The 20,702-nt window shown below is 61.7% G+C and carries 21 protein-coding genes and 1 riboswitch; of the genes, 16 read left to right on the top strand and 5 right to left on the bottom strand.

From position 1 onward, the window contains the following. The first annotated feature begins 218 nt into the window (after positions 1-218). Positions 219-1,844, top strand: coding sequence for a methyl-accepting chemotaxis protein (locus tag NH234_RS09485; RefSeq protein ID WP_367256373.1), 1,626 nt, complete (start codon positions 219-221; stop codon positions 1,842-1,844). 53 nt (positions 1,845-1,897) lie between these two features. Here the strand turns inward: NH234_RS09485 and NH234_RS09490 are convergent, their stop codons facing one another. The 3 genes from NH234_RS09490 to purM are packed head-to-tail and all read right to left on the bottom strand — an operon-like array spanning position 1,898 to position 4,328. After that, the gene (locus NH234_RS09490) at positions 1,898-2,611 is read right to left on the bottom strand and encodes a DUF3108 domain-containing protein (protein ID WP_085732287.1); all 714 of its coding nucleotides are present in this window, start codon (positions 2,609-2,611) and stop codon (positions 1,898-1,900) included. Positions 2,612-2,619: 8 nt separating this feature from the next. After that, on the bottom strand, positions 2,620-3,270 hold the full coding sequence (gene purN, locus NH234_RS09495) for a phosphoribosylglycinamide formyltransferase (RefSeq protein WP_085732288.1): 651 nt from the start codon (positions 3,268-3,270) through the stop codon (positions 2,620-2,622). Then, on the bottom strand, positions 3,270-4,328 hold the full coding sequence (gene purM / locus NH234_RS09500) for a phosphoribosylformylglycinamidine cyclo-ligase (protein ID WP_085732289.1): 1,059 nt from the start codon (positions 4,326-4,328) through the stop codon (positions 3,270-3,272). The genes purN and purM overlap by 1 nt, the downstream gene beginning before the upstream one ends. A 375-nt stretch (positions 4,329-4,703) precedes the next feature. On the opposite strand from purM, the gene NH234_RS09505 reads away from it, so the two are divergent. The 5 genes from NH234_RS09505 (at position 4,704) to NH234_RS09525 (ending at position 9,380) form a co-directional block, all read left to right on the top strand. Continuing rightward, complete coding sequence (locus tag NH234_RS09505) at positions 4,704-5,759, top strand: DUF2066 domain-containing protein (protein WP_367256374.1); 1,056 nt, start codon at positions 4,704-4,706, stop codon at positions 5,757-5,759. Positions 5,760-5,795: 36 nt separating this feature from the next. Continuing rightward, positions 5,796-6,869: an AI-2E family transporter gene (locus NH234_RS09510; RefSeq protein ID WP_085732291.1), complete on the top strand. Its 1,074-nt coding sequence runs from the start codon at positions 5,796-5,798 to the stop codon at positions 6,867-6,869. A 219-nt stretch (positions 6,870-7,088) separates the two neighbouring features. Next, positions 7,089-7,793 carry a DnaA regulatory inactivator Hda gene (hda, locus tag NH234_RS09515; RefSeq protein ID WP_025111852.1) on the top strand — a complete coding sequence of 235 codons (705 nt, stop codon included), beginning with the start codon at positions 7,089-7,091 and terminating at the stop codon, positions 7,791-7,793. Positions 7,794-8,007: 214 nt separating this feature from the next. Next, positions 8,008-8,625: an NlpC/P60 family protein gene (locus NH234_RS09520; protein ID WP_085732292.1), complete on the top strand. Its 618-nt coding sequence runs from the start codon at positions 8,008-8,010 to the stop codon at positions 8,623-8,625. A 218-nt stretch (positions 8,626-8,843) separates the two neighbouring features. Next, positions 8,844-9,380, top strand: coding sequence for a C40 family peptidase (locus tag NH234_RS09525; protein ID WP_085732293.1), 537 nt, complete (start codon positions 8,844-8,846; stop codon positions 9,378-9,380). A gap of 69 nt (positions 9,381-9,449) precedes the next feature. On the opposite strand, the gene NH234_RS09530 is transcribed toward NH234_RS09525, so the two are convergent. Both NH234_RS09530 and NH234_RS09535 read right to left on the bottom strand, forming a co-directional pair. Beyond that, positions 9,450-10,763 carry a sorbosone dehydrogenase family protein gene (locus tag NH234_RS09530; protein ID WP_085732294.1) on the bottom strand — a complete coding sequence of 438 codons (1,314 nt, stop codon included), beginning with the start codon at positions 10,761-10,763 and terminating at the stop codon, positions 9,450-9,452. Positions 10,764-10,828: 65 nt separating this feature from the next. Beyond that, positions 10,829-11,413, bottom strand: a complete 585-nt coding sequence (locus NH234_RS09535) for a hypothetical protein (RefSeq protein WP_367256375.1) — start codon at positions 11,411-11,413, stop codon at positions 10,829-10,831. Between the two features lie 166 nt (positions 11,414-11,579). Then, positions 11,580-11,805, top strand: a riboswitch (cobalamin riboswitch). Positions 11,806-11,885: 80 nt separating this feature from the next. Here NH234_RS09535 and cobO point away from each other — a divergent pair. Genes cobO through NH234_RS09585 form a run of 10 tightly spaced genes read left to right on the top strand, consistent with a single transcriptional unit; the run spans position 11,886 to position 20,673 of the window. Then, complete coding sequence (gene cobO / locus NH234_RS09540; protein WP_007950401.1) at positions 11,886-12,497, top strand: cob(I)yrinic acid a,c-diamide adenosyltransferase; 612 nt, start codon at positions 11,886-11,888, stop codon at positions 12,495-12,497. Next, a complete protein-coding gene (locus NH234_RS09545; protein ID WP_367256376.1) occupies positions 12,494-13,789 on the top strand; it encodes a cobyrinate a,c-diamide synthase in 1,296 nt (431 codons plus the stop codon). The genes cobO and NH234_RS09545 overlap by 4 nt, the downstream gene beginning before the upstream one ends. Next, entirely contained in the window at positions 13,786-14,436 is a 651-nt protein-coding gene (bluB, locus tag NH234_RS09550) for a 5,6-dimethylbenzimidazole synthase (RefSeq protein WP_367256377.1), read from the top strand. Before NH234_RS09545 ends, bluB begins: the two co-directional genes overlap by 4 nt. Continuing rightward, positions 14,433-15,341, top strand: coding sequence for an adenosylcobinamide-phosphate synthase CbiB (cbiB, locus tag NH234_RS09555; protein WP_085732297.1), 909 nt, complete (start codon positions 14,433-14,435; stop codon positions 15,339-15,341). The genes bluB and cbiB overlap by 4 nt, the downstream gene beginning before the upstream one ends. Continuing rightward, entirely contained in the window at positions 15,334-16,344 is a 1,011-nt protein-coding gene (cobD, locus tag NH234_RS09560) for a threonine-phosphate decarboxylase CobD (protein ID WP_085732298.1), read from the top strand. Before cbiB ends, cobD begins: the two co-directional genes overlap by 8 nt. Next, complete coding sequence (locus NH234_RS09565) at positions 16,341-17,807, top strand: cobyric acid synthase (RefSeq protein ID WP_085732299.1); 1,467 nt, start codon at positions 16,341-16,343, stop codon at positions 17,805-17,807. Before cobD ends, NH234_RS09565 begins: the two co-directional genes overlap by 4 nt. Continuing rightward, positions 17,795-18,316: a bifunctional adenosylcobinamide kinase/adenosylcobinamide-phosphate guanylyltransferase gene (gene cobU / locus NH234_RS09570; protein WP_367256378.1), complete on the top strand. Its 522-nt coding sequence runs from the start codon at positions 17,795-17,797 to the stop codon at positions 18,314-18,316. The genes NH234_RS09565 and cobU overlap by 13 nt, the downstream gene beginning before the upstream one ends. After that, positions 18,313-19,368 carry a nicotinate-nucleotide--dimethylbenzimidazole phosphoribosyltransferase gene (cobT, locus tag NH234_RS09575; RefSeq protein WP_085732301.1) on the top strand — a complete coding sequence of 352 codons (1,056 nt, stop codon included), beginning with the start codon at positions 18,313-18,315 and terminating at the stop codon, positions 19,366-19,368. Before cobU ends, cobT begins: the two co-directional genes overlap by 4 nt. Then, complete coding sequence (gene cobC, locus NH234_RS09580; protein ID WP_367256379.1) at positions 19,365-19,940, top strand: alpha-ribazole phosphatase family protein; 576 nt, start codon at positions 19,365-19,367, stop codon at positions 19,938-19,940. The genes cobT and cobC overlap by 4 nt, the downstream gene beginning before the upstream one ends. Position 19,941: 1 nt before the next feature. Further along, positions 19,942-20,673 carry an adenosylcobinamide-GDP ribazoletransferase gene (locus NH234_RS09585; RefSeq protein ID WP_085732303.1) on the top strand — a complete coding sequence of 244 codons (732 nt, stop codon included), beginning with the start codon at positions 19,942-19,944 and terminating at the stop codon, positions 20,671-20,673. Positions 20,674-20,702 lie beyond the last annotated feature (29 nt).

Below are 20,702 nucleotides of genomic sequence, written 5' to 3' on the forward strand. Positions count from 1 at the left end.
CGGGGTTGTTTCAGGGTTTTCCAATAATTTCCCGTTGATCTTGCAGCGAACGGCGTTCAAGTCCAGCCAATCGGCGCTGAATCGTTAATGCCGACGGTTCGAAGTATTAAGGCCTTTTGATATCACGTTTTGGTCTTACGCAAATTTTCGCCGGGCCGATACCTTCTAAAGCAGCCAGCTGCAGGGTTGATGCAGCGCTTTTGGAAGGAACCAGAGCAATGAGTATCCGTAGTCTCAATATTGCCCCCCGTGCGGGATTGGGCTTCGGCCTGTTGGCGCTGATGGTGTTCGGCCTTGGCGCATTTGCCCTGCTGCAGATGTCGAACATGCGGGCCCAGTCCGATGAGGTCGACAACAACTGGCTGCCCAGCGTGATGGCAGTCGGTGAAATGAGTCAGGACATGCTGCGCCTGCGCGCCCTGACCATGCGCCTGTTGCTAAATCGCGATCCTCAGGCGCTCGATCAGAATGTCGCCAAGCTCAACGAGTTGCGCGGTGTGTTGAGCGAAGCCCAGCAGCGTTACGACGTTTTGATCGTGTTGCCCGAAGAGCGGGCGCTGTTCGACCGCTTCAAGGTGGCCGAACACAAGTATCTTGAGCTTCAGGCCCAGGTGATGATGTTGTCGGCCCAGAACCGGGTGGAAGAGGCGGCGAGCATTCTCAATGCGCAGATGAGTCCGTTGGCCGATGATATTGCGGTCACGCTTAAAGAGCTGGTTGAGTTGAACAAACACAACGCCAACCTCGCCACCGAGGCCGCGCGATTGGTGTTCATCAATTCGCGGGTCTGGGTCGGGGTGATGATCGGCATCACTGCGCTGATCACCATTGGTCTGGCGTTGCTGCTCACCCGCAGCATCGTGGTGCCGCTCTCGCAATCGTTGGGGGTTGCCGAAGTAGTGGCCGGCGGCGATCTGACTGGCGATATCAGCATCATCGGCAAGGATGAGCCGGCGCGGTTGCTGCATGCGCTCAAAAGCATGCAGCACAGCCTGCGCGACACCATCCGGCAGATCTCGGAATCTTCCAGCCAACTGGCTTCGGCCTCGGAAGAGCTGAGCTGCGTCACCGAAGATGCGACGCGCGGGTTGCATCAGCAGAGCCTGGAAATCGAGCAGGCCGCCACGGCGGTCAATCAGATGACCGCTGCTGTTGAAGAGGTCGCCAGCAACGCCGTGGCGACTTCCGAGGCATCACGGGAATCGGACCGCATCGCCCAGCATGGCCGTGAGCAAGTGCAGCAAACCGTGTCGTCCATCGAGCTGCTGGCGGATGACGTTACCGCCAACGCCACGCAAGTGGAGGATCTGGCGCAGAAGGTCTACAGCATCAGCAAAGTGCTGGAGGTGATCCGGTCGATTGCCGAGCAGACCAATCTGCTGGCACTGAATGCGGCGATCGAGGCCGCCCGTGCCGGTGATGCCGGGCGTGGTTTCGCGGTGGTGGCCGATGAGGTGCGGGCTCTGGCCCATCGCACCCAGCAATCGACTCAGGAAATCGAACAGATGATCGGCGGCATCCAGCTGGGTACGGATTCGGCGGTCAGTTCGATGCAGCAGAGCAATGTCCGCGCGCGCTCGACGCTGGATCTGGCGAAAGCTGCCGGGGTGGCGCTGGAGGAAATCGCTTCGGCGTTCACCTTGATCAACGAGCGCAACCTGGTGATTGCCAGTGCGTCGGAGGAACAGGCTGCGGTGGCGCGGGAAGTGGATCGTAATCTGATGAACATCCGCGATCTGGCGATGCAGACCTCGGCCGGGGCCAATCAGACCAGCGCCGCGAGCCAGGAGTTGTCGCGGCTGGCGGTGGATCTGAACAATATGGTGGCCAAATTCTCGGTTTGATCACTGAATGACAGGCGAAAAAAAGCCCCGCATGTGCGGGGCTTTTCGCTGAATCAGCTGCCTTTGACAGCTTTGCCGTTGACCGTGCCGTCCAGGAGCATGATGTTGTACTCCTTGCCGTCGGTTTCGACCTGTTGCAGGCGGACAAGCAGATAATCCCAGTCCTTGGCGAACCACATCACGGTAGTGCGCTTGCTTTGTGTCGGATCACGCACGCGCTCGACCTTGATCGCGTCGATCCTGCCGGCCTTGGTCTCGACTTTCTCGGTACCCAGGACGCGGAAGTCATAGGTATCGACATCGCCGCCATCGACCACCTGATAGCTCATGGTCTTTTTGCCGGAGGCGACATCATGCTGCAGCGCCAGTTGGTAGGTGGACTTGTCGACCATGCCACGGTTCAGCGGGACTTTGACCGCGTCGCCACGGTCGGTGCCGGTGACCAGTTTGTTGTTCCAGTCGAAGTCCAGATCAGCCTTTTTCGCCTTGCCCAGGCCACCACGTTCGAAGTGGTAGGACTGTGGAAGCAGGGTGTCCTTGTCCAGGGTCAGGGTGCTTTCCTCGGACAGGCTGGCGATCATCATCGAAGCCTTGAAACTGAGCTTCCAGACGCCGTTGGCTTCCTTGGTCAGGCTGCGTTCGGCGGTACCGCTCATGGGCAACTGTTTCCAGTCGGCGGTGTAGCTGGCGGAGAACGGTTGAAGGTCTGCCGCCTGGGCGAAAGGCAGGGCGAGCAGAGCGCAAGCGAAGAGCAGGGCGCGACGCATAAAATCTCCTAGTTTCGAATCAAGTGACCGCTGGCCCCGAGTAACTGGCCATCCAGTAAAGCACCTTGCTCGCCGAGGGTCAGCCGTCCTTCGGCAAACCAGCGTACGGCCATCGGGTAGATCAGGTGTTCCTGAACGTGAACCCGTTGCGCCAGACTCTGCGGCGAATCGTGCAACTCTACCGGTATTACTGCCTGTACGACCAGTGGTCCGCCATCGAGTTCCTCGGTGACGAAGTGCACGGAGCAGCCGTGTTCGGCGTCGCCGGCCTCCAGCGCGCGCTGATGAGTGTGTAACCCTTTGTATTTGGGTAGCAGCGACGGATGGATGTTGAGCAGGCGACCCTGGTAATGACGGACGAAGTCAGCGCTGAGAATGCGCATGAAGCCGGCCAGTACCACGAGTTTCGGATTGAATTCGTCGATCAGTTCGATCAGGGCGGTATCGAAGGCCTCACGACCTTCGAAACCCTTGTGATCCAGCGAGCGGGTGGCGATACCCGCGTCACTGGCGCGTTGCAGGCCGTAGGCGTCGGCGCGGTTGGAAATCACCGCAGCGATGCGGACCGGGCTGTCGCCGGTCCGCGTGCTGTCGATCAGGGCCTGCAAGTTACTGCCGGTGCCGGACAACAGCACCACGACATCACAGGTATTAGGCATTAGTGAGCCTTGAGGTTTTTCAGCTCGACCTGGGCAGCGCCTTCGGCGGCGACACCGATCTGGCCGATGACCCAAGGCTGTTCGCCGGCATCACGCAGGGTGTTCAGGGCAGTTTCAACGTGCTCCTGAGCCACGCAGATCACCATGCCTACGCCGCAGTTCAGCACGCGGTGCATCTCAGTCTCGTCAACGTTGCCTTTCTCTTGCAGCCAGTCGAAGACGGCCGGGCGAGTCCAGCTGGCCACGTCAACCACTGCTTGAGCGCCTTTTGGCAGGACGCGAGGGATGTTGTCCAGCAGGCCACCACCAGTGATGTGGGCCATGGCTTTGACAGCGCCGGTGTCCTTGATCAGCTTGAGCAGCGGCTTCACGTAGATGCGGGTCGGGGCCATCAGCAGTTCGGTCAGCGGTTTGCCGTCGAGCTGCACGGTTTCGATGTCGGCGCCGGACACTTCGATGATCTTGCGGATCAGCGAGTAGCCGTTGGAGTGCGGGCCGGACGATGGCAGGGCGATCAGGGCGTCACCGGTTGCGACTTTCGAACCGTCGATGATTTCGGCTTTTTCCACGACGCCGACGCAGAAGCCGGCGAGGTCGTAGTCTTCGCCTTCGTACATGCCAGGCATTTCAGCGGTTTCGCCGCCGACCAGCGAGCAGCCAGCCAGTTCGCAGCCTGCACCGATACCGGTAACCACGGTGGCGGCAACGTCAACGTTCAGCTTGCCGGTGGCGTAGTAGTCGAGGAAGAACAGCGGCTCGGCGCCGCACACCACCAGATCGTTGACGCACATGGCGACCAGATCCTGGCCAATGCTGTCGTGCTTGTTCAGGTTCAGCGCCAGGCGCAGCTTGGTGCCGACGCCGTCGGTGCCGGAAACCAGCACGGGCTGCTTGTAGCCGGCCGGGATTTCGCAGAGGGCGCCGAAACCGCCCAAGCCGCCCATGACTTCCGGGCGCGCAGTGCGCTTGGCGACGCTCTTGATGCGTTCGACCAATGCTTCACCGGCGTCGATGTCTACACCGGCGTCCTTGTAGCTCAGGGAGGGTTGCTTGCTCATGATCCAGGCCTTTAGGGGAGGGGATTCAGGGGTAACGACCGAGTCCAGCGGGAACGCCGAAAGCGACAGAGGCGATTGCCTCACGCGAAATCGATGTGCCCGGCTGTTGCCGGTCTGCGAAGGCGCGCGATTTTATCAGGCTTGAGGGGCAGCGGCCATCCTCACGCCGACGGGCAGGAGCATATCGGCCGAAATTTTTTGCAAATGAAGCTGTGGGTGACATCACGGGTGCCTGTATAAGGAACCGTCTATCGTTAGGGCTGTGCAAAAACTTATCGCCAGCTTGTGAATGTTTTGCAACAGCCAGTGGTCACAGGCTTGCTCAATCCGGTTCACGCGGCCTGTTCCAGCCGCTCTTGTCGACGGGAATTCTCCATGCGTTTGTGTAAATTGCTGTTTGTGGGCTGCTTGTCTCTGTTCAGCCTGGTGAGCCAGGCCGAAAACGTCAAAGGTCTTTATCAGGTGCGCGAACCGGCCAGCGGCCAGTCGCCGGAAGAGCGTGATCGTGCCACGCAAGCGGCGCTGGATACGCTGGTGCTGCGTCTTACGGGCGATCCGAAGGCGCCACAGAATCCCGGGCTGGCGCCTATTCGCAAGGATCCGCAACAGATCATCAGCCAGTTTGGTTTCGATGCCGGGCCGCCGGAGGTATTGAAGGTCGACTTCGATCCGGCTACCACCGAACAGGCGTTGCGCCGTGCCGGGTTGTCGCTGTGGGGCGCGAGCCGGCCGTCGATTCTGAGCTGGTGGCTGAACGATTCCACCGAAGGCTCGAGCCTGGTGGGCGACGGTCAGGCCAGTGCGGCGCCATTGCGACGTGCCGCCCAACACCGAGGGTTGCCGTTGCGCCTGCCGCTGGCAGATCTGAGTGAGCAACTGGTCGCGACCGCACCGACGCTCGAAGGCACCGATCCGGCGCCGCTCCATGCGGCGTCTGAACGCTACAACGCTGACGCCTTGCTCGCCGTGCATGCCCGTGAGGAGGGTGGCCAGTGGCAAGCCAAATGGCATTTGTGGCTGGGCGATCAAAAGGAAGCGGGAAGTGTCCAGGGGGCTGATCAGGCCGCCGTCGCCGACGCCGTGATGCTGGCGGTCGCCGAGCGCCTGGCGCCTCGTTTTGTCGCCAAGCCGGGCGCTTCGGGTCAGCAGACTCTGGAAGTGCAAGGCATGAATCTGGAGCATTACGCGACGTTGCTGCGGATGCTCGAACCCTTTGGTGTGCGGCTGCAGAGTGTCGATGCCGATCGCATTGTGTATCGGGTCAACGGCAGTGCCGATCAATTGCGAGCGCAGTTGTCGCTGGCGAAATTGCAGGAAATGCCGGCCGAGGCGCCGGCTCCAGTGGCTTCCCAACCCGCAGTGCCAGGTGGCGCGCCTGTCGTTGCGCCGGCACCGACACCTGCGGCGCCGTCGTTGCGGTTTCGCTGGTAGGTTTTTCTTTCATATATAGAAGCAATGGAGTGTTACATGGCCGATACGCGGCGTTGGTTCTGGCTCGGTGGGGTGCTCCTGCTTTGCGCGTTTGTCTGGTTGCTGCATCCGATCCTCACGCCGTTTCTGGTGGCGCTGTTGCTCGCTTATCTGTTCGACCCTTTGGTGGATCGTCTCGAGCGGCTCGGCTTGTCCCGCACCTGGGGCGTGATTGCGGTATTCGCCTTGTTCACCCTGATCTTCACCACGTTGCTGCTGGTGCTGGTGCCGATGCTCGCCAAGCAGTTGTTGCGACTGTATGAGCTGGCACCGCAGATGCTCGACTGGCTGCAGCACACGGCACTGCCATGGGCGCAGTCGAAGCTGGGGCTGTCGGAGGGGTTCTGGAAATTCGACAAGGTCAAGGCGGCGATCACCGAACACATGGGCCAGACCACTGACATCGTTGGCGTGGTGCTGAGTCAAGCCACGGCTTCCAGCCTGGCGCTGATCGGCTGGTTGGCGAATCTGGTGCTGATCCCGGTGGTGAGTTTCTACTTGCTGCGCGACTGGGACGTGATGATGGCCAAGATCCGCAGCCTGTTGCCACGCGACCGCGAAGAGCGCGTGGTGGCGTTGGCCGGTGAATGTCACGAGGTGCTCGGCGCTTTCGTGCGCGGGCAATTGCTGGTGATGCTGGCGCTGGGCGTGATCTATGCGGCAGGGCTGATGATTGTCGGTCTGGAACTGGGCCTGTTGATCGGCCTGATCGCTGGTCTGGCGGCCATCGTGCCTTATATGGGGTTTGTGATCGGTATCGGTGCGGCGCTGATTGCGGGGCTATTCCAGTTCGGCGGCGATCTGTACCCGATGATCGGGATCGTGGCGGTATTCATGGTGGGGCAGGCGCTCGAGGGGATGGTGCTGACGCCATTGCTGGTCGGCGATCGAATCGGCCTGCATCCGGTGGCGGTGATCTTTGCGATCCTGGCCGGCGGCGAGCTGTTCGGTTTCACCGGTGTGTTGCTGGCGTTACCGGTAGCGGCGGTGATCATGGTGTTGGTGCGTCACGTCCATGATTTGTACAAGGACTCCGACATTTATAGCGGAGTGGATGATCCGAAGCTGTAAGAAGACGGAGGGCCGCCCGGGGGATTGCCGGGTTGGCCCGTCTCATGCAGGCAATACTGGCGCCCATGCGCCAAAGAAACTGTCATAAAACCAGTGTGTTAACGCAAACCTTTGATTTTGCTTGGGGTCTGTCGCATTGTGCGCTCCGCTTCACGGGTATAAACTTCGCACACTTTACACAGAGGCCACTAACGGTTCCTTGGGAACTGTTCAGTCAGCATGAAACCGATTCAGCTGCCCCTAGGTGTGCGTCTGCGTGACGACGCCACCTTCATCAACTACTACCCAGGCGCCAATGCCGCTGCACTCGGCTATGTCGAGCGTCTATGCGAAGCCGACGCCGGATGGACCGAAAGCCTCATCTATCTGTGGGGCAAGCACGGGGTAGGGCGTACACATCTGTTGCAGGCCGCGTGCCTGCGTTTCGAGCAGATGGGCGAACCGGCGGTGTACCTGCCGCTGGCCGAGTTGATGGATCGCGGCATCGAAATTCTCGACAACCTCGAACAGTACGAACTGGTCTGCCTGGACGACTTGCAGGTGATTGCCGGCAAGCCCGACTGGGAAGAGGCGATGTTTCATCTGTTCAACCGTCTGCGCGACAGCGGTCGCCGCTTGTTGATCGCCGCTTCAACCTCGCCACGTGAATTGCCAGTAAAACTGGCGGATCTGAAATCGCGCCTGACCCTGGCGCTGATTTTCCAGATGCGTCCTCTCTCCGATGAAGACAAATTGCGTGCCCTGCAATTGCGTGCATCCCGTCGCGGTCTGCATCTGACCGATGAAGTCGGGCATTTTATTTTGACTCGCGGGACCCGCAGCATGAGCGCGCTTTTTGACCTGCTCGAGCAGCTCGATCAGGCCTCTTTGCAGGCTCAGCGCAAGCTGACCATTCCCTTCCTGAAAGAAACCCTGGGCTGGTAAAACCGGGGCTTTCAGCGGGTTTCGGCATATTTCAGGCGCCAGAAAATCCGCTTTCCTGCGCACTGCGCGGGCCGCGTCTCGATTCAAATAGGCTTAAGCGCTTAGATGTAAACGAGAAACCGGGAAGTCACAAAAAGATCGATTGAATTTGCAAATGAGGCTGATAGCGGGCATAGTCTCGGCTTCTTTACAACTATCAGCCACGGTCGTGCCCATGCTAAAGCGCTTCGCACCCCTCGTGCCTCTCGCACTCGTCACCCTGTTGTTCGGTTGCGCTGCTCATTCACCTGTTCAAGAGCAGCAACAACAGGCTAAAAATTCTGCCACCGCCCAGTCTTCCGTTATTTACCAGGAAGAGCTGGACACCGAAAAAGAACTGGCCGCTTTCAACGGCAAGAAGCCTTACCAGCTTCCGGTTCTGGCCGACAGCATTCTTGAACGCGGCATGTCCCTGATCGGTACCCGTTATCGTTTTGGCGGTACCTCTGAAGCCGGGTTCGATTGCAGCGGTTTCATCGGCTATCTCTTCCGCGAAGAAGCCGGCATGAACCTGCCGCGCTCCACCCGCGAAATGATCAACGTAGATGCTCCGCTGGTATCGCGCAGCAACCTTGAGCCGGGCGATCTGCTGTTCTTCGCCACCAATGGTCGTCGCGGTCGTGTAAGCCACGCCGGGATCTACCTGGGCGACAACCAGTTCATTCACTCCAGCAGTCGTCGCAGTGGCGGTGTCCGCATCGACAGCTTGGGTGACAGCTACTGGAGCAAGACCTTCATCGAAGCCAAACGCGCTTTGGCGAACGCTCCAACCGTGGTTACCGCTCGCAAGTAATCACTCCTTTGTCGCCACGCTCGTGGCGACAAGCGGTCCTTCAGGGGCAATAGGCTTAAACTTTACAAGGTGAAGTTAAAGTCTTACTTGAAGTTTGCCGCGTAGCCGCTAGAATCCTGATCTATATTGATGGCAAACCGCCTGCGTCCCAACGCAGGCGGTTTTGTTTTCTGTCGAATCGGCAGTAAAAGCCGCAGCCAGATCAGGATGTTCTGCTTATGACGATGACGGCCCGCCTTGCCCTGATGTTTTTCGCAGCGCTGCTCAGCGCATGCGCCAGCCGCACTCCGCCGCCAGCCCCTGTGGTTCGCGCGCCGATTGTGTTCGGATCCTCCCAGGCTTTTTCTCCCGCCGCCGAAGATGTGCTGTTCCGCGCGCTCGGGCTTGTGGGTACGCCTTATCGCTGGGGCGGCAACACGCCGGACTCGGGCTTCGATTGCAGCGGCCTGATCGGTTTTGTCTACCGCGATGCGGCCGGCATCAGCTTGCCTCGTTCCACGCGCGAGTTGATCGTCATGCAGGCGCCGAATGTCGGCAAGGAAGGGCTGCAAACCGGCGACCTGATCTTCTTCGCCACCAATGGCGGCTCTCAGGTCAGTCATGCGGGAATTTATGTCGGGGAAGGGCGCTTCGTTCACGCCCCGGCCACCGGCGGTACGGTAAAGCTGGACAGCCTTTCGAAAGCGTATTGGCAGAAGGCTTATCTGAGTGCCAAGCGCGTTCTACAGCCGGAACATCTGGCGCATAACCCGTAAAGCTGCGAATCAATAAAAAACCGTGGGGACATATTGGCTCCCACGGTTTTTTTTGTTTCAGGGTTTGGGCTATTTGGCCGCCGTCACCCGCCACACCTTGTTTCCCACATCGTCCGCGACCAGCAATCCACCTTGCTGATCAATCACCACGCCAACCGGGCGACCCAGGGCGTTCTCGTCCTTGTCGAGGAAGCCGGTCAGTACATCCACCGGTGTGCCGCTCGGCTTACCGGCGCTGAACGGCACGAAGATCACCTTGTAGCCACTGTGTGGCTTGCGGTTCCACGAGCCGTGCTGGCCGATGAATGCGCCCTCCTTGAATTGGGCCGGCAGTGTGGCGCCCTCGGCGAAGGTCAGGCCCAGTGACGCGGTGTGCGGCCCAACGGCGTAATCCGGAGCGATGGCCTTGGCCACCAGATCCAGGTTTTGTGGCTCGGCGCGGACATCGACATGCTGGCCGTAATAGCTGAACGGCCATCCATAGAAGCCGCCATCCTTGACCGAGGTGATGTAGTCCGGCACCAGATCGCTGCCGATCTCGTCCCGCTCGTTTACCGCCGTCCATAGCGCGCCGCTTTTCGGCTCCCAGGCCAGGCCGTTGGGGTTGCGGATGCCCGAAGCGAAGATTCGGTGATTGCCGGTCGCCCGGTCCACTTCCCAGATCGCTGCGCGCCCTTCTTCCTGATCCAGGCCGTTTTCGCCGACGTTGCTGTTCGAGCCGACCGTGACGTACAGCTTGCTGCCGTCCTTGCTGGCGATGACGTTCTTGGTCCAGTGATGGTTGAGCGGGCCGCCCGGCAGATCCACGACCTTGATCGGCTGGCTCTTGATTTCGGTCGCGCCGGGCTCGTAGTTGAAGCGCAACAGGCGATCGGTGTCGGCCACGTACAGATCGTTGCCGACCAGAGTCATGCCGAACGGCGAGTTAAGGTTCTGCAGGAACACCGTGCGGGTCTCGGCCACGCCATCATGATCGGCATCACGCAGCAGGGTGATGCGGTTCGGGCTCGGTACGCCGGCACCGGCGCGGCCCATGACTTTTTTCATCACCCAGCCGCGTATGCCTTTGCCATCGTCCGGTTTCGGCGGTGCATTGGTTTCCGCCACCAGCACATCGCCGTTGGGCAGCACGTAGAGCCAGCGCGGGTGATCGAGATTCTCGGCAAACGCCGCTACCTGAGTGCCTGCCGCTGGCGTCGGTTTCGCGCCGGCCGGCCAGCCGATCGCCGGGGCGATGTTCACAGTCGGGATCAGGGTCTTGTTCGGTTCGGGCAGTTTGGGGGACGGGCCGGTGCCGTCCGAGACTTGCAGGCTGGAGGATTCACCACAGGCGGTGAGCCCTCCGGCGAGTGCGATGACGAAAACGAGGTGGGGCTTGCGCATTACTGATCTTCCCTATGAATGCATTCTTAGTCATAGAGAAGCGCACAAGCCCGATGGTTCAACCCTCAGCCGCGGGCTTCCTTGAAAAGCACGGCAATGCCGGGGTGATAGTTGCCGGCTTCGCTGCGCAATTTGCGGTAGGCGTAGGGAAAGTACCAGGCGACGGCGCAGGTGTGCTCCTTTTGCAGGTCGTCGACCATGTCCTGCAGTTCTTCCGGGCTGGCGCTGTGCTGGGCTTTCTGTGGGGCGACGAACAGGCAGCCGAGTTTGAGATCGCTGGCGTAGCTGATGCGCTTGGCGTCGGCGGTGATATCGGCCAGGGCCTGAGTCAGATTCAGGCTGTTGACGCGCGGCCAGCGCTGGGTCGCCTGAATGTAGGCGCGATCTTCGGCGCCTGCCAGGAACAGGTCGGCGCGGGCATTGCGTTCGCCTTCCTCGTTCTGCTTGCGGGTGGCGGTGTCACGCAGGGTCACCAATTCGGCCATCCAGGCGGCGGCTGACAGCAGGCCGAGGTTGGCTTTTTCGTCATGCCAGTAAGGCGCGTCATTGTCGCCGCGCACGGCGTTGTAGCGGTCGATACAGTCAAACCAGCGTTCCAGCACCGGGCGCAGGAATTCCAGCCGCGGATTGCTGATGATCATGCCTTGCATGGTGCTCTCCCTTGTTATTGTGATGTGCTCTCTGCAGTCAAAAAGCATGGCTCTTTGATATCACTGCTGACAGTGTGGCACAAGATTGGCGTCAGATAATTGATCGACGGCAGTTATTCGCTTTCAGGGAGCCTCTTCATTTGACGCTCCACCCCCAACCCTCTAACCTTCGCGGCTTGTTTCAGGTGCTCTGTGACCGCTGTCGACAGAGTGAAACAGGGAAGCCGGTGAGGAGGGTCTTCACGCGAAGAGCCATCACGATCCCGGCGCTGCCCCCGCAACGGTAAATGAGTGAAAGCTGCGTCGGATGCCACTGCTCAAAGCGGGAAGGCGCGCAGCCTGGTGCAAGCCGCTCATGAGCCCGGAGACCGGCCTGATCCATCCAGCGGCGTCACGGTGGGCGATGCCAGGCTTGTTGCCGTCTATTCTTGTGCCTGCCCGCCGTTATCCAGCCTCAACGGAGAGCTCCCCCATGACTGATTCCCCTGAACGCGACGAGCGCCACCTGGCGCGCATGCAGCGCAAAAAAGCCGTGATCGACGAGCGCATCGCCAACTCGCCCGACGAATGCGGCCTGGTGCTGGTGCTCACCGGCAACGGCAAAGGCAAAAGCAGCTCGGCGTTCGGCATGCTCGCCCGCGCCATGGGCCACGGCATGCAGTGCGGCGTGGTGCAGTTCATCAAGGGACGCAACAGCACGGGTGAAGAGCTGTTCTTCCGCCGCTTCCCCGAGCAGGTTCGTTTTCATGTGATGGGCGAAGGCTTTACCTGGGAAACCCAGGATCGCCAGCGCGACATCGCCGCCGCCGAAGCGGCATGGGAAGTCTCCCGCGAGCTGCTGCGTGATCCGTCAATCGGTCTGGTGGTGCTCGATGAACTGAACATAGCCCTCAAGCACGGTTACCTCGACCTCGATCAGGTGCTCAGCGATCTGCAGGCCCGTCCGCCGATGCAGCACGTTATCGTCACCGGTCGCGCCGCCAAGCCGGAAATGATCGAGATGGGCGACACCGTCACCGAAATGGGCATGATCAAGCACGCCTTCCAGGCCGGTATCAAAGCGCAGAAAGGCGTCGAACTTTGAATCAACCACGTCACTGCCCGGCGGTACTGATCGCCGCGCCGGCCTCCGGCCAGGGCAAGACCACCGTCACCGCCGCGTTGGCGCGTCTGCACCGCAATCAGGGGCGCAAGGTTCGCGTGTTCAAGTGCGGCCCGGACTTTCTTGACCCGATGATCCTCGAGCGCGCCAGCGGTGCGCCGGTCTATCAATTGGACATGTGGATGGTCGGCGAGCAGGAAAGTCGTCGTCTGCTGTGGGAAGCCGCCGCTGAAGCGGATCTGATCTTGATCGAAGGCGTGATGGGCTTGTTCGATGGCACGCCGTCGAGCGCCGATCTGGCGCGGCATTTTGGCGTGCCGGTACTCGGCGTGATCGACGGCACGGCCATGGCCCAGACCTTCGGCGCCTTGGCGCTGGGCCTGGCGCGCTATCAGCCGGACTTGCCGTTCGCCGGCGTGCTGGCCAACCGCGTTGGCACAGTGCGTCACGCGCAGTTGCTCGAAGGCAGTCTGACTGAAGGCCTACGCTGGTATGGCGCGTTGTCCCGGGAAACCGGGATCGAACTGCCAAGTCGCCACCTCGGTCTGGTGCAGGCCAGCGAACTCAATGACCTCGACGTGCGCCTCGACGCCGCCGCCGAAGCGCTGGCTGGCACTTGCGAGGTAGCGCTGCCACCGGCCGTGGAATTCGCCGCGCCTGAAATCGGCAGGACCGAAAGGCTGCTCGAAGGCGTGCGAATCGCCGTCGCCCGCGATGAAGCTTTCGCCTTTACCTACGGCGCCAGTCTCGATTTGTTGCGGGCGATGGGCGCGGAGCTGAGTTTCTTCTCGCCGATCCGCGATACGCAATTGCCTGACGCTGACAGTTTGTACTTGCCCGGCGGTTATCCGGAATTGCATCACGTTGCCTTGTCGCAGAACACCGACATGCTCCGTGCGATCCGCGCGCATCACGCCGCCGGAAAACCGTTACTCGCCGAATGTGGCGGCATGCTCTATCTGCTGGATTCGTTGACCGATGTCGAAGGCACCCGCGCTGATTTGGTCGGCCTGCTGAGTGGCGATGCCGTGATGCAGAAACGTCTGGCCGCGCTGGCCTTGCAAGAGGTCGACATGCCGGAAGGCCAGTTGCGCGGCCACACTTATCACCATTCCCTTACCACCACCGAACTGGCACCCATCGCCCGTGGCCACAGCCCCAATGGCGGGCGCGGCGCAGAAGCGGTGTATCGGGAAGGTCGGATGACCGCTTCGTACGTGCATTTTTACTTCCCGTCGAATCCGTCGGCGATTGCCGCACTGTTGGTGCCATGACCGACAACGCCTTCACTGAAACCGAGCGCGAAGCGGTCTACCGCGCCATCGCCGAACGCCGCGACATGCGCCACTTCAGCGGTGGCACGCTCGAGCCGGAACTGTTGCGCCGATTGCTTGAGGCTGCACATCAGGCACCGAGCGTCGGCCTGATGCAGCCGTGGCGCTTCATCCGTATCAGCGACCGCGCCTTGCGTGGCCAGATCCAGAACCTTGTTGAAGAAGAACGCGTGCGCACCGCCGAAGCCCTCGGCGAGCGCAGCGACGAGTTCATGAAGCTCAAGGTCGAAGGCATCAACGACTGCGCGGAAGTGTTGGTCGCGGCGTTGATGGACGATCGCGAACGATACATTTTCGGCCGTCGCACGCTGCCGGAAATGGACATGGCCTCATTGTCCTGCGCGATCCAGAACCTGTGGCTGGCCGCGCGCGCCGAAGGCCTGGGCATGGGCTGGGTGTCGCTGTTCGAGCCGCAGGCACTGGCCGATCTGCTGAAACTGCCGGCCGGGGCCAAGCCGCTGGCGGTGCTTTGCCTGGGGCCGGTCAAGGAATTCTATCCGGCGCCGATGCTGGTACTCGAAGGGTGGGCGCAGGCGCGTCCGCTCAACGAGCTGCTGTATGAAAATTTCTGGGGAGTGAGTCAATGAGTGTGGCGTTGCTGAGTGTCGCCGCAATTGCGCTGGACGCGCTGCTGGGTGAACCGAAACGCTGGCATCCGCTGGTGGCGTTCGGCAATTTTGCCGGGCGCATCGAGCAACGTTTCAATACCGGAGGGCGCGGCTGGCGCAGCCATGGTGTCACCGCGTGGGTGATCGCGGTGTTGCCGCTGACCCTGCTGGCCACCGCGTTTTCCTGGGCGCCGTATGTGGGCTGGATCGTCGAGATTCTTGCGCTGTATTGTGCCCTCGGCATGCGCAGCCTGGGTGAGCACGTCGAGCCGGTCGCCAAGGCCCTGCGCAGCGATGATCTGGAGGAGGCGCGCAAGCGAGTGGGTTACCTGGTCAGCCGCCAGACCAGTGAACTGGACAGTACCGCCGTCGCCCGCGCTGCCACCGAATCGGTGCTGGAGAACGGCAGCGATGCGGTGTTCGCCGCGATCTTCTGGTTTGTCGTGGCTGGTGCGCCGGGCGTGGTGCTCTATCGCCTGAGCAACACCCTCGACGCGATGTGGGGTTACCGCAACGAACGTTTCGAGCGTTTCGGCTGGGCCGCGGCAAAGATCGACGACGTCCTCAACTACATTCCTGCACGTTTGGTGGCGTTGACCTACGCGCTGCTGGGCAAGACCCGACTCGCGCTGAAATGCTGGCGCACCCAGGCACCGAAATGGGACAGCCCGAACGCAGGCCCGGTGATGGCCGCCGGCGCAGGTGCCTTGGGCGTCCAGTTGGGCGGGCCGGCGATATACCACGGTGAGCTGCACGAGCGTCCGCAACTGGGCGAGGGCATGCCAGCCGACGCCGATTCCATCGATCGCGGCTGGCAATTGGTCCAGCGCGGGGTATGGTTATGGCTGCTGATTCTCTGCGTGGGGGCTGAATTCTATGCTTGAGCACGGTGGCCGGCTGCGCAGGGCGGCGCTCGAATACGGTATCGCGGAAGAAGACTGGCTCGACCTGTCCACCGGCCTCGCGCCGTGGCCGTTCCCGGTCCCGGACATCCCGCTGCGGGCGTGGGCGCGCTTGCCGGAAACCGATGACGGCCTGGAGCAGGCAGCGTGCGACTACTACGGCGCCGCGCAAGTGCTGCCGGTAGCCGGTTCGCAGATGGCCATTCAGTTGCTGCCGCGACTGCGCCGGGCCGGCAAGGTCGGTGTGCTGTCGCCGTGTTATGCCGAGCATGCCGAGGCCTGGCGGCGCAGTGGTTACATCGTCCGCGAAGTGCTGGAGCAGGAAGTCGATTTCTTCCTCGACAGCCTCGACGTGCTGGTGGTGGTCAACCCGAACAATCCCTCTGGCCTGAACCTGACTCCGGCGAAGTTGCTCGACTGGCACGCACGGCTGGCCCAGCGCGGCGGCTGGCTGGTGGTCGATGAAGCGTTCATGGACAACACCCCGCAATTGAGCCTGGCGCCGCATGCCCATCAGGTCGGACTGATCGTGTTGCGTTCGTTCGGCAAGTTTTTCGGTCTGGCCGGTGTGCGGCTCGGGTTCGTACTGGCCGAGCGCAAGTTGCTCCGTTTACTGGCCGAGCAGGTGGGGCCCTGGGCTGTCAGCGGGCCGACCCGCGTGCTGGGGCAGGCCTGCCTGCAAGACACCGAAGGCCACACTCGTCAGCGAATCCGCAGTGATGAAGCCAGCGAGCGTCTGGCTGCGTTGCTCGAACGCTACGGCTTCAAGCCTCAGGGTGGCTGTGCGCTGTTCCAGTGGCTGATCACCGAGCATGCTCACGCACTTCACGAATTCATGGCTCGTCGCGGCATCCTCCTGCGTCTCTTCACGCACAACAGCAGCCTGCGTTTCGGTCTGCCGGCCAATGCGGCCGATGAGGCGCGTCTTGAGCAGGCCCTGCAAGCGTTCGCCGTGCACCGCTCTATGGAAAAGACACCCGCATGACCACTTTAATGGTGCAAGGCACCACCTCCGATGCCGGCAAAAGTACGCTGGTGACAGCGCTGTGCCGCTGGGCGACCCGTCAGGGTCTTGCCGTGGTGCCATTCAAACCGCAGAACATGGCGCTTAACAGTGCGGTGACTGCCGACGGCGGCGAGATCGGCCGGGCGCAAGCGGTGCAGGCGCAGGCCTCGCATCTTGAACCGCACACCGACATGAACCCGGTACTGCTCAAGCCCAACAGCGACACCGGCGCCCAGGTCATCATCCACGGGCGTGCGGTCACCAGCATGAACGCCGTTGCCTATCACGACTACAAAGCCATCGCCATGCAGGCGGTTCTCGCTTCCCATGAGCGCTTGAGTGCCGCGTATCCGCTGGTGATGGTCGAAGGCGCGGGCTCGCCGGCGGAGATCAACCTGCGCGCCGGTGACATCGCCAACATGGGCTTCGCCGAAGCGGTGGACTGCCCGGTGCTGTTGATCGCCGACATCAATCGTGGCGGCGTGTTTGCCCATCTTGTGGGCACGCTGGAACTGCTGTCACCGAGCGAGCAGGCACGGGTGAAGGGCTTTATCATCAACCGTTTTCGTGGCGACATCGCCTTGCTGCAACCGGGCCTCGACTGGCTGGAGCAGCGCACCGGCAAACCCGTCGTGGGTGTGTTGCCGTACGTGATGGATCTGCATCTGGAGGCCGAGGACGGTATCGACCAGCGTCAGACTGACAAGGCCGAGCAAGTCTTGAAAGTGGTGGTGCCGGTACTGCCACGCATCAGCAACCACACCGATTTCGATCCGTTGCGTCTACATCCGCAGGTGGATCTGCAATTCATAGGCCCGGGGCAGGCGATTCCGCCGGCCGACCTGATCATCCTGCCGGGCTCGAAAAGCGTCCGTAGCGATTTGGCGTATCTGCGCGCCAATGGCTGGGAGTTCGCCATCAACCGCCATCTGCGTTACGGCGGCAAGCTACTGGGAATCTGCGGTGGTCTGCAAATGCTCGGCGAGCAGGTCCATGATCCGCTAGGCCTTGAAGGCGCGCCGGGTTCCAGCGCCGGTCTGGGCCTGCTGGCGTTCGAAACGCAGCTCGAAGCCGAGAAGCAGTTGCGCAATGTGCGGGGGCGTCTGGCGCTGGAAGATGCCGAGGTCAGCGGTTATGAAATTCATGCCGGTGTGACGACCGGGGCTGCGCTGGAAAACGCCGCTGTGCATCTGGCCGACGGTCGCTGCGATGGTGCACAAAGTCTCGATGGGCAGATATTCGGCACCTACCTGCACGGCCTGTTCGAATCGCCGGCGGCCAGTGCGGCGCTGTTGCGCTGGGCCGGTTTGAACGATGTGCAGGAGGTGGATTACCACGGCTTGCGCGAGCGCGATATCGAGCGGCTGGCGGATCTGGTGGAGAAGCACCTGGATACCGGGCTGTTACGTGAACTCTGTGGAATGTCCCCATGCTCCAGTTGATCCTCGGCGGTGCCCGCTCCGGCAAAAGTCGCCTGGCCGAAAAACTCGCCACTGACAGCGCGCTGGCGGTGACGTACATCGCCACCAGTCAGCCGCTGGACGGCGAAATGAATGAGCGTGTCGCCCATCATCGCGCCCGCCGTCCCGCTGAATGGGCGTTGATTGAAGAGCCGCTGGAACTGGCCCGGGTGCTGCGCGAAACCGCCAGCGCCCAGCGTTGCCTGCTGGTGGATTGCCTGACGCTGTGGCTGACCAATCTGCTGATGCTCGATGACGCCGAACGTCTCGCCGCCGAACGCGAAGCGTTGCTGGAATGCCTGGCTTCGCTGCCGGGTGAAATCATTTTTGTCAGCAACGAGACCGGAATGGGTGTCGTGCCGCTGGGCGAATTGACTCGCCGCTACGTCGATGAAGCCGGTTGGCTGCATCAAGCTCTGGCCGAGCGTTGTCAGCGAGTCGTCCTGACGGTCGCCGGCCTGCCCCTGACTCTGAAAGGACCTGCGTTATGACCCAAACCTGGTGGCTGAACCCGTGCAAACCGGTGGATACGGACGCCGTTGAAAACGCGGCGGCGCGTCAGCAGCAATTGACCAAACCTGCCGGCTCCCTTGGGCAGCTCGAATCGGTAGCGGTGCAACTGGCCGGATTGCAGGGCCGGATCAAGCCGACACTCGATCAGGTCTGGATCACGATTTTTGCTGGTGACCACGGCGTTGTCGCCGAAGGCGTTTCGGCTTTTCCGCAGGAAGTTACCGGGCAGATGCTGCTGAACTTCGTCAGCGGCGGCGCGGCGATCAGTGTGCTGGCGCGGCAACTCGGTGCGCAGCTTGAAGTGGTAGATCTGGGCACTGTGAACCCGTCGTTGAACCTGCCGGGTGTGCGTCACCTGAACATAGGCCCGGGCACGGCGAATTTCGCCAAGGGGCCGGCGATGACTTCGGCTCAAGGTGAACTTGCCTTGCAGGGCGGTCGCGACAGCGTGCTGCGCGCGAAGGCGGCGGGTGCGCAATTGTTCATCGGCGGTGAAATGGGTATCGGCAACACCACGGCTGCCAGTGCGCTGGCCTGTGCGCTGCTCGATTGCCCGGTAGCCCATCTGACCGGCCCCGGTACGGGGTTGAATGCCGAAGGCGTCAGCCACAAGGCGCAGGTGATCGAGCGGGCGCTGGCGCTGCATGCGGCACAACGCGGTGATGCGTTGCAGACCCTGTTCAATCTCGGCGGCTTCGAGATTGCAGCGTTGGTTGGCGCGTATCTGGCGTGCGCTCAGGAAGGTGTGGCGGTGCTGGTGGACGGTTTCATCTGCACGGTCGCGGCGTTGGTGGCCGTGCGTCTGAATCCGGCCTGCCGTGAATGGCTGCTGTTCGGGCATCGCGGCGCGGAGCCGGGCCATCGCCATGTGCTGGAAACCCTGGGCGCCGAACCGCTTCTTGAACTGGGCCTGCGCCTGGGCGAGGGCAGTGGCGCGGCGCTGGCGGTGCCGTTGCTGCGTCTGGCCTGCGACCTGCACGGGCAGATGGCGACCTTCGCCGAAGCGGCGGTGGCGGACCGCCCCGCATGATCTTGCGTCTGGACCTGCTGCGCCACGGTGAAACCGAACTCGGCGGCGGCCTGCGCGGCAGTCTCGACGATGCACTGACCGAAAAGGGCTGGGCGCAGATGCGCGAGGCGGTGATCGGGCAGGGGCCGTGGGATCGGCTGGTCAGTTCGCCGTTGCAGCGTTGCGCGCGATTCGCTGATGAGTTGGGCGCGCAGCGGGATCTGTCGGTGTCTCTGGACAAGGATCTGCAAGAGCTGCATTTCGGTGCCTGGGAAGGACAGAGCGCGGCGGCGTTGATGGAAACCGATGCCGAAGCGCTTGGGCTGTTCTGGGCTGATCCCTATGCGTTTACTCCGCCGCAGGGTGAGGCGGTCAGCGATTTTTCAGCGCGGGTGCTGGCGGCGGTCATGCGCTTGCACGCGGCACATGCGGGGGAACGGGTGTTGCTGGTCAGTCATGGTGGCGTCATGCGTCTGTTGCTGGCACGGGCTCGTGGTTTGCCCCGTGAACAACTGCTGAATGTCGAAGTCGCTCACGGCACGCTGTTTTCGCTGATCGTCAAGGCCGATGGTTCGCTCAAGGAAGTGTGCTGACATGCTGCCCCTGTGGATCGCCCTGCAATTTCTCAGCAGCCTGCCGATTCGTCTGCCGGGCATGCCGGCGCCTGAACAGCTTGGACGTTCGCTGCTGTTTTATCCGCTGGTGGGCTTGTTGTTCGGCGTGATTCTCTGGGCGCTGAACATCGCTTTGGCCGGCGCGCCATTGCTGTTGCATGCAGCGTTGTTGCTGACAGTGTGGGTGCTGTTAAGCGGCGCGCTGCACCTTGACGGCCTGGCTGACAGCGCCGATGCCTGGCTCGGTGGTTTCGGTGATCGTGAGCGCACACTGACGATCATGAAAGACCCGCGCAGCGGGCCTATAGCAGTGGTGACGCTGGTGTTGGTGTTACTGCTCAAGTTCGCCGCGTTGCTAGCGTTGATCGAGCAAAAACAAGGCTTGGTGTTGATCATCGTGCCGTTGCTTGGCCGGGCAGCGCTGCTCGGACTGTTCCTTACCACAACCTATGTACGGGCCGGCGGGTTGGGGCAGGCGCTGGCCGATCATCTACCGCGCAAGACGGGTTGGCAGGTGCTGGTGGTGAGTGCGGCGGTGTGCGTGCTGATCGCCGGGTTCAACGCTGTTGTGGCACTGCTGCTGTCGGTCGTGGTGTTCATCTGGCTGCGGCATTTGATGGTGCGGCGACTGGGCGGAACCACGGGCGATACGGCGGGCGGACTGCTGGAATTGTTGGAGACGGCAGTGCTGGTCGGGCTGGCCTTGTTTTGATCTGTAACTTGATTTAACGGACTCGCGGG

Source organism: Pseudomonas sp. stari2 (assembly GCF_040760005.1).
Taxonomy (GTDB): domain Bacteria; phylum Pseudomonadota; class Gammaproteobacteria; order Pseudomonadales; family Pseudomonadaceae; genus Aquipseudomonas.

Coding starts and splice junctions, on each gene's coding strand:
- NH234_RS09485 (WP_367256373.1), top strand. CDS start 219: ATGAGTATCCGTAGTCTCAATATTGCCCCCCGTGCGGGATTGGGCTTC.
- NH234_RS09525 (WP_085732293.1), top strand. CDS start 8,844: ATGACGATGACGGCCCGCCTTGCCCTGATGTTTTTCGCAGCGCTGCTC.
- NH234_RS09505 (WP_367256374.1), top strand. CDS start 4,704: ATGCGTTTGTGTAAATTGCTGTTTGTGGGCTGCTTGTCTCTGTTCAGC.
- NH234_RS09510 (WP_085732291.1), top strand. CDS start 5,796: ATGGCCGATACGCGGCGTTGGTTCTGGCTCGGTGGGGTGCTCCTGCTT.
- cobT (WP_085732301.1), top strand. CDS start 18,313: ATGACCCAAACCTGGTGGCTGAACCCGTGCAAACCGGTGGATACGGAC.
- NH234_RS09530 (WP_085732294.1), bottom strand. CDS start 10,763: ATGCGCAAGCCCCACCTCGTTTTCGTCATCGCACTCGCCGGAGGGCTC.
- NH234_RS09520 (WP_085732292.1), top strand. CDS start 8,008: ATGCTAAAGCGCTTCGCACCCCTCGTGCCTCTCGCACTCGTCACCCTG.
- purN (WP_085732288.1), bottom strand. CDS start 3,270: ATGCCTAATACCTGTGATGTCGTGGTGCTGTTGTCCGGCACCGGCAGT.
- cobC (WP_367256379.1), top strand. CDS start 19,365: ATGATCTTGCGTCTGGACCTGCTGCGCCACGGTGAAACCGAACTCGGC.
- cobD (WP_085732298.1), top strand. CDS start 15,334: ATGCTTGAGCACGGTGGCCGGCTGCGCAGGGCGGCGCTCGAATACGGT.
- NH234_RS09565 (WP_085732299.1), top strand. CDS start 16,341: ATGACCACTTTAATGGTGCAAGGCACCACCTCCGATGCCGGCAAAAGT.
- cobO (WP_007950401.1), top strand. CDS start 11,886: ATGACTGATTCCCCTGAACGCGACGAGCGCCACCTGGCGCGCATGCAG.
- cobU (WP_367256378.1), top strand. CDS start 17,795: ATGCTCCAGTTGATCCTCGGCGGTGCCCGCTCCGGCAAAAGTCGCCTG.
- hda (WP_025111852.1), top strand. CDS start 7,089: ATGAAACCGATTCAGCTGCCCCTAGGTGTGCGTCTGCGTGACGACGCC.
- NH234_RS09535 (WP_367256375.1), bottom strand. CDS start 11,413: ATGCAAGGCATGATCATCAGCAATCCGCGGCTGGAATTCCTGCGCCCG.
- cbiB (WP_085732297.1), top strand. CDS start 14,433: ATGAGTGTGGCGTTGCTGAGTGTCGCCGCAATTGCGCTGGACGCGCTG.
- NH234_RS09585 (WP_085732303.1), top strand. CDS start 19,942: ATGCTGCCCCTGTGGATCGCCCTGCAATTTCTCAGCAGCCTGCCGATT.
- bluB (WP_367256377.1), top strand. CDS start 13,786: ATGACCGACAACGCCTTCACTGAAACCGAGCGCGAAGCGGTCTACCGC.
- NH234_RS09490 (WP_085732287.1), bottom strand. CDS start 2,611: ATGCGTCGCGCCCTGCTCTTCGCTTGCGCTCTGCTCGCCCTGCCTTTC.
- purM (WP_085732289.1), bottom strand. CDS start 4,328: ATGAGCAAGCAACCCTCCCTGAGCTACAAGGACGCCGGTGTAGACATC.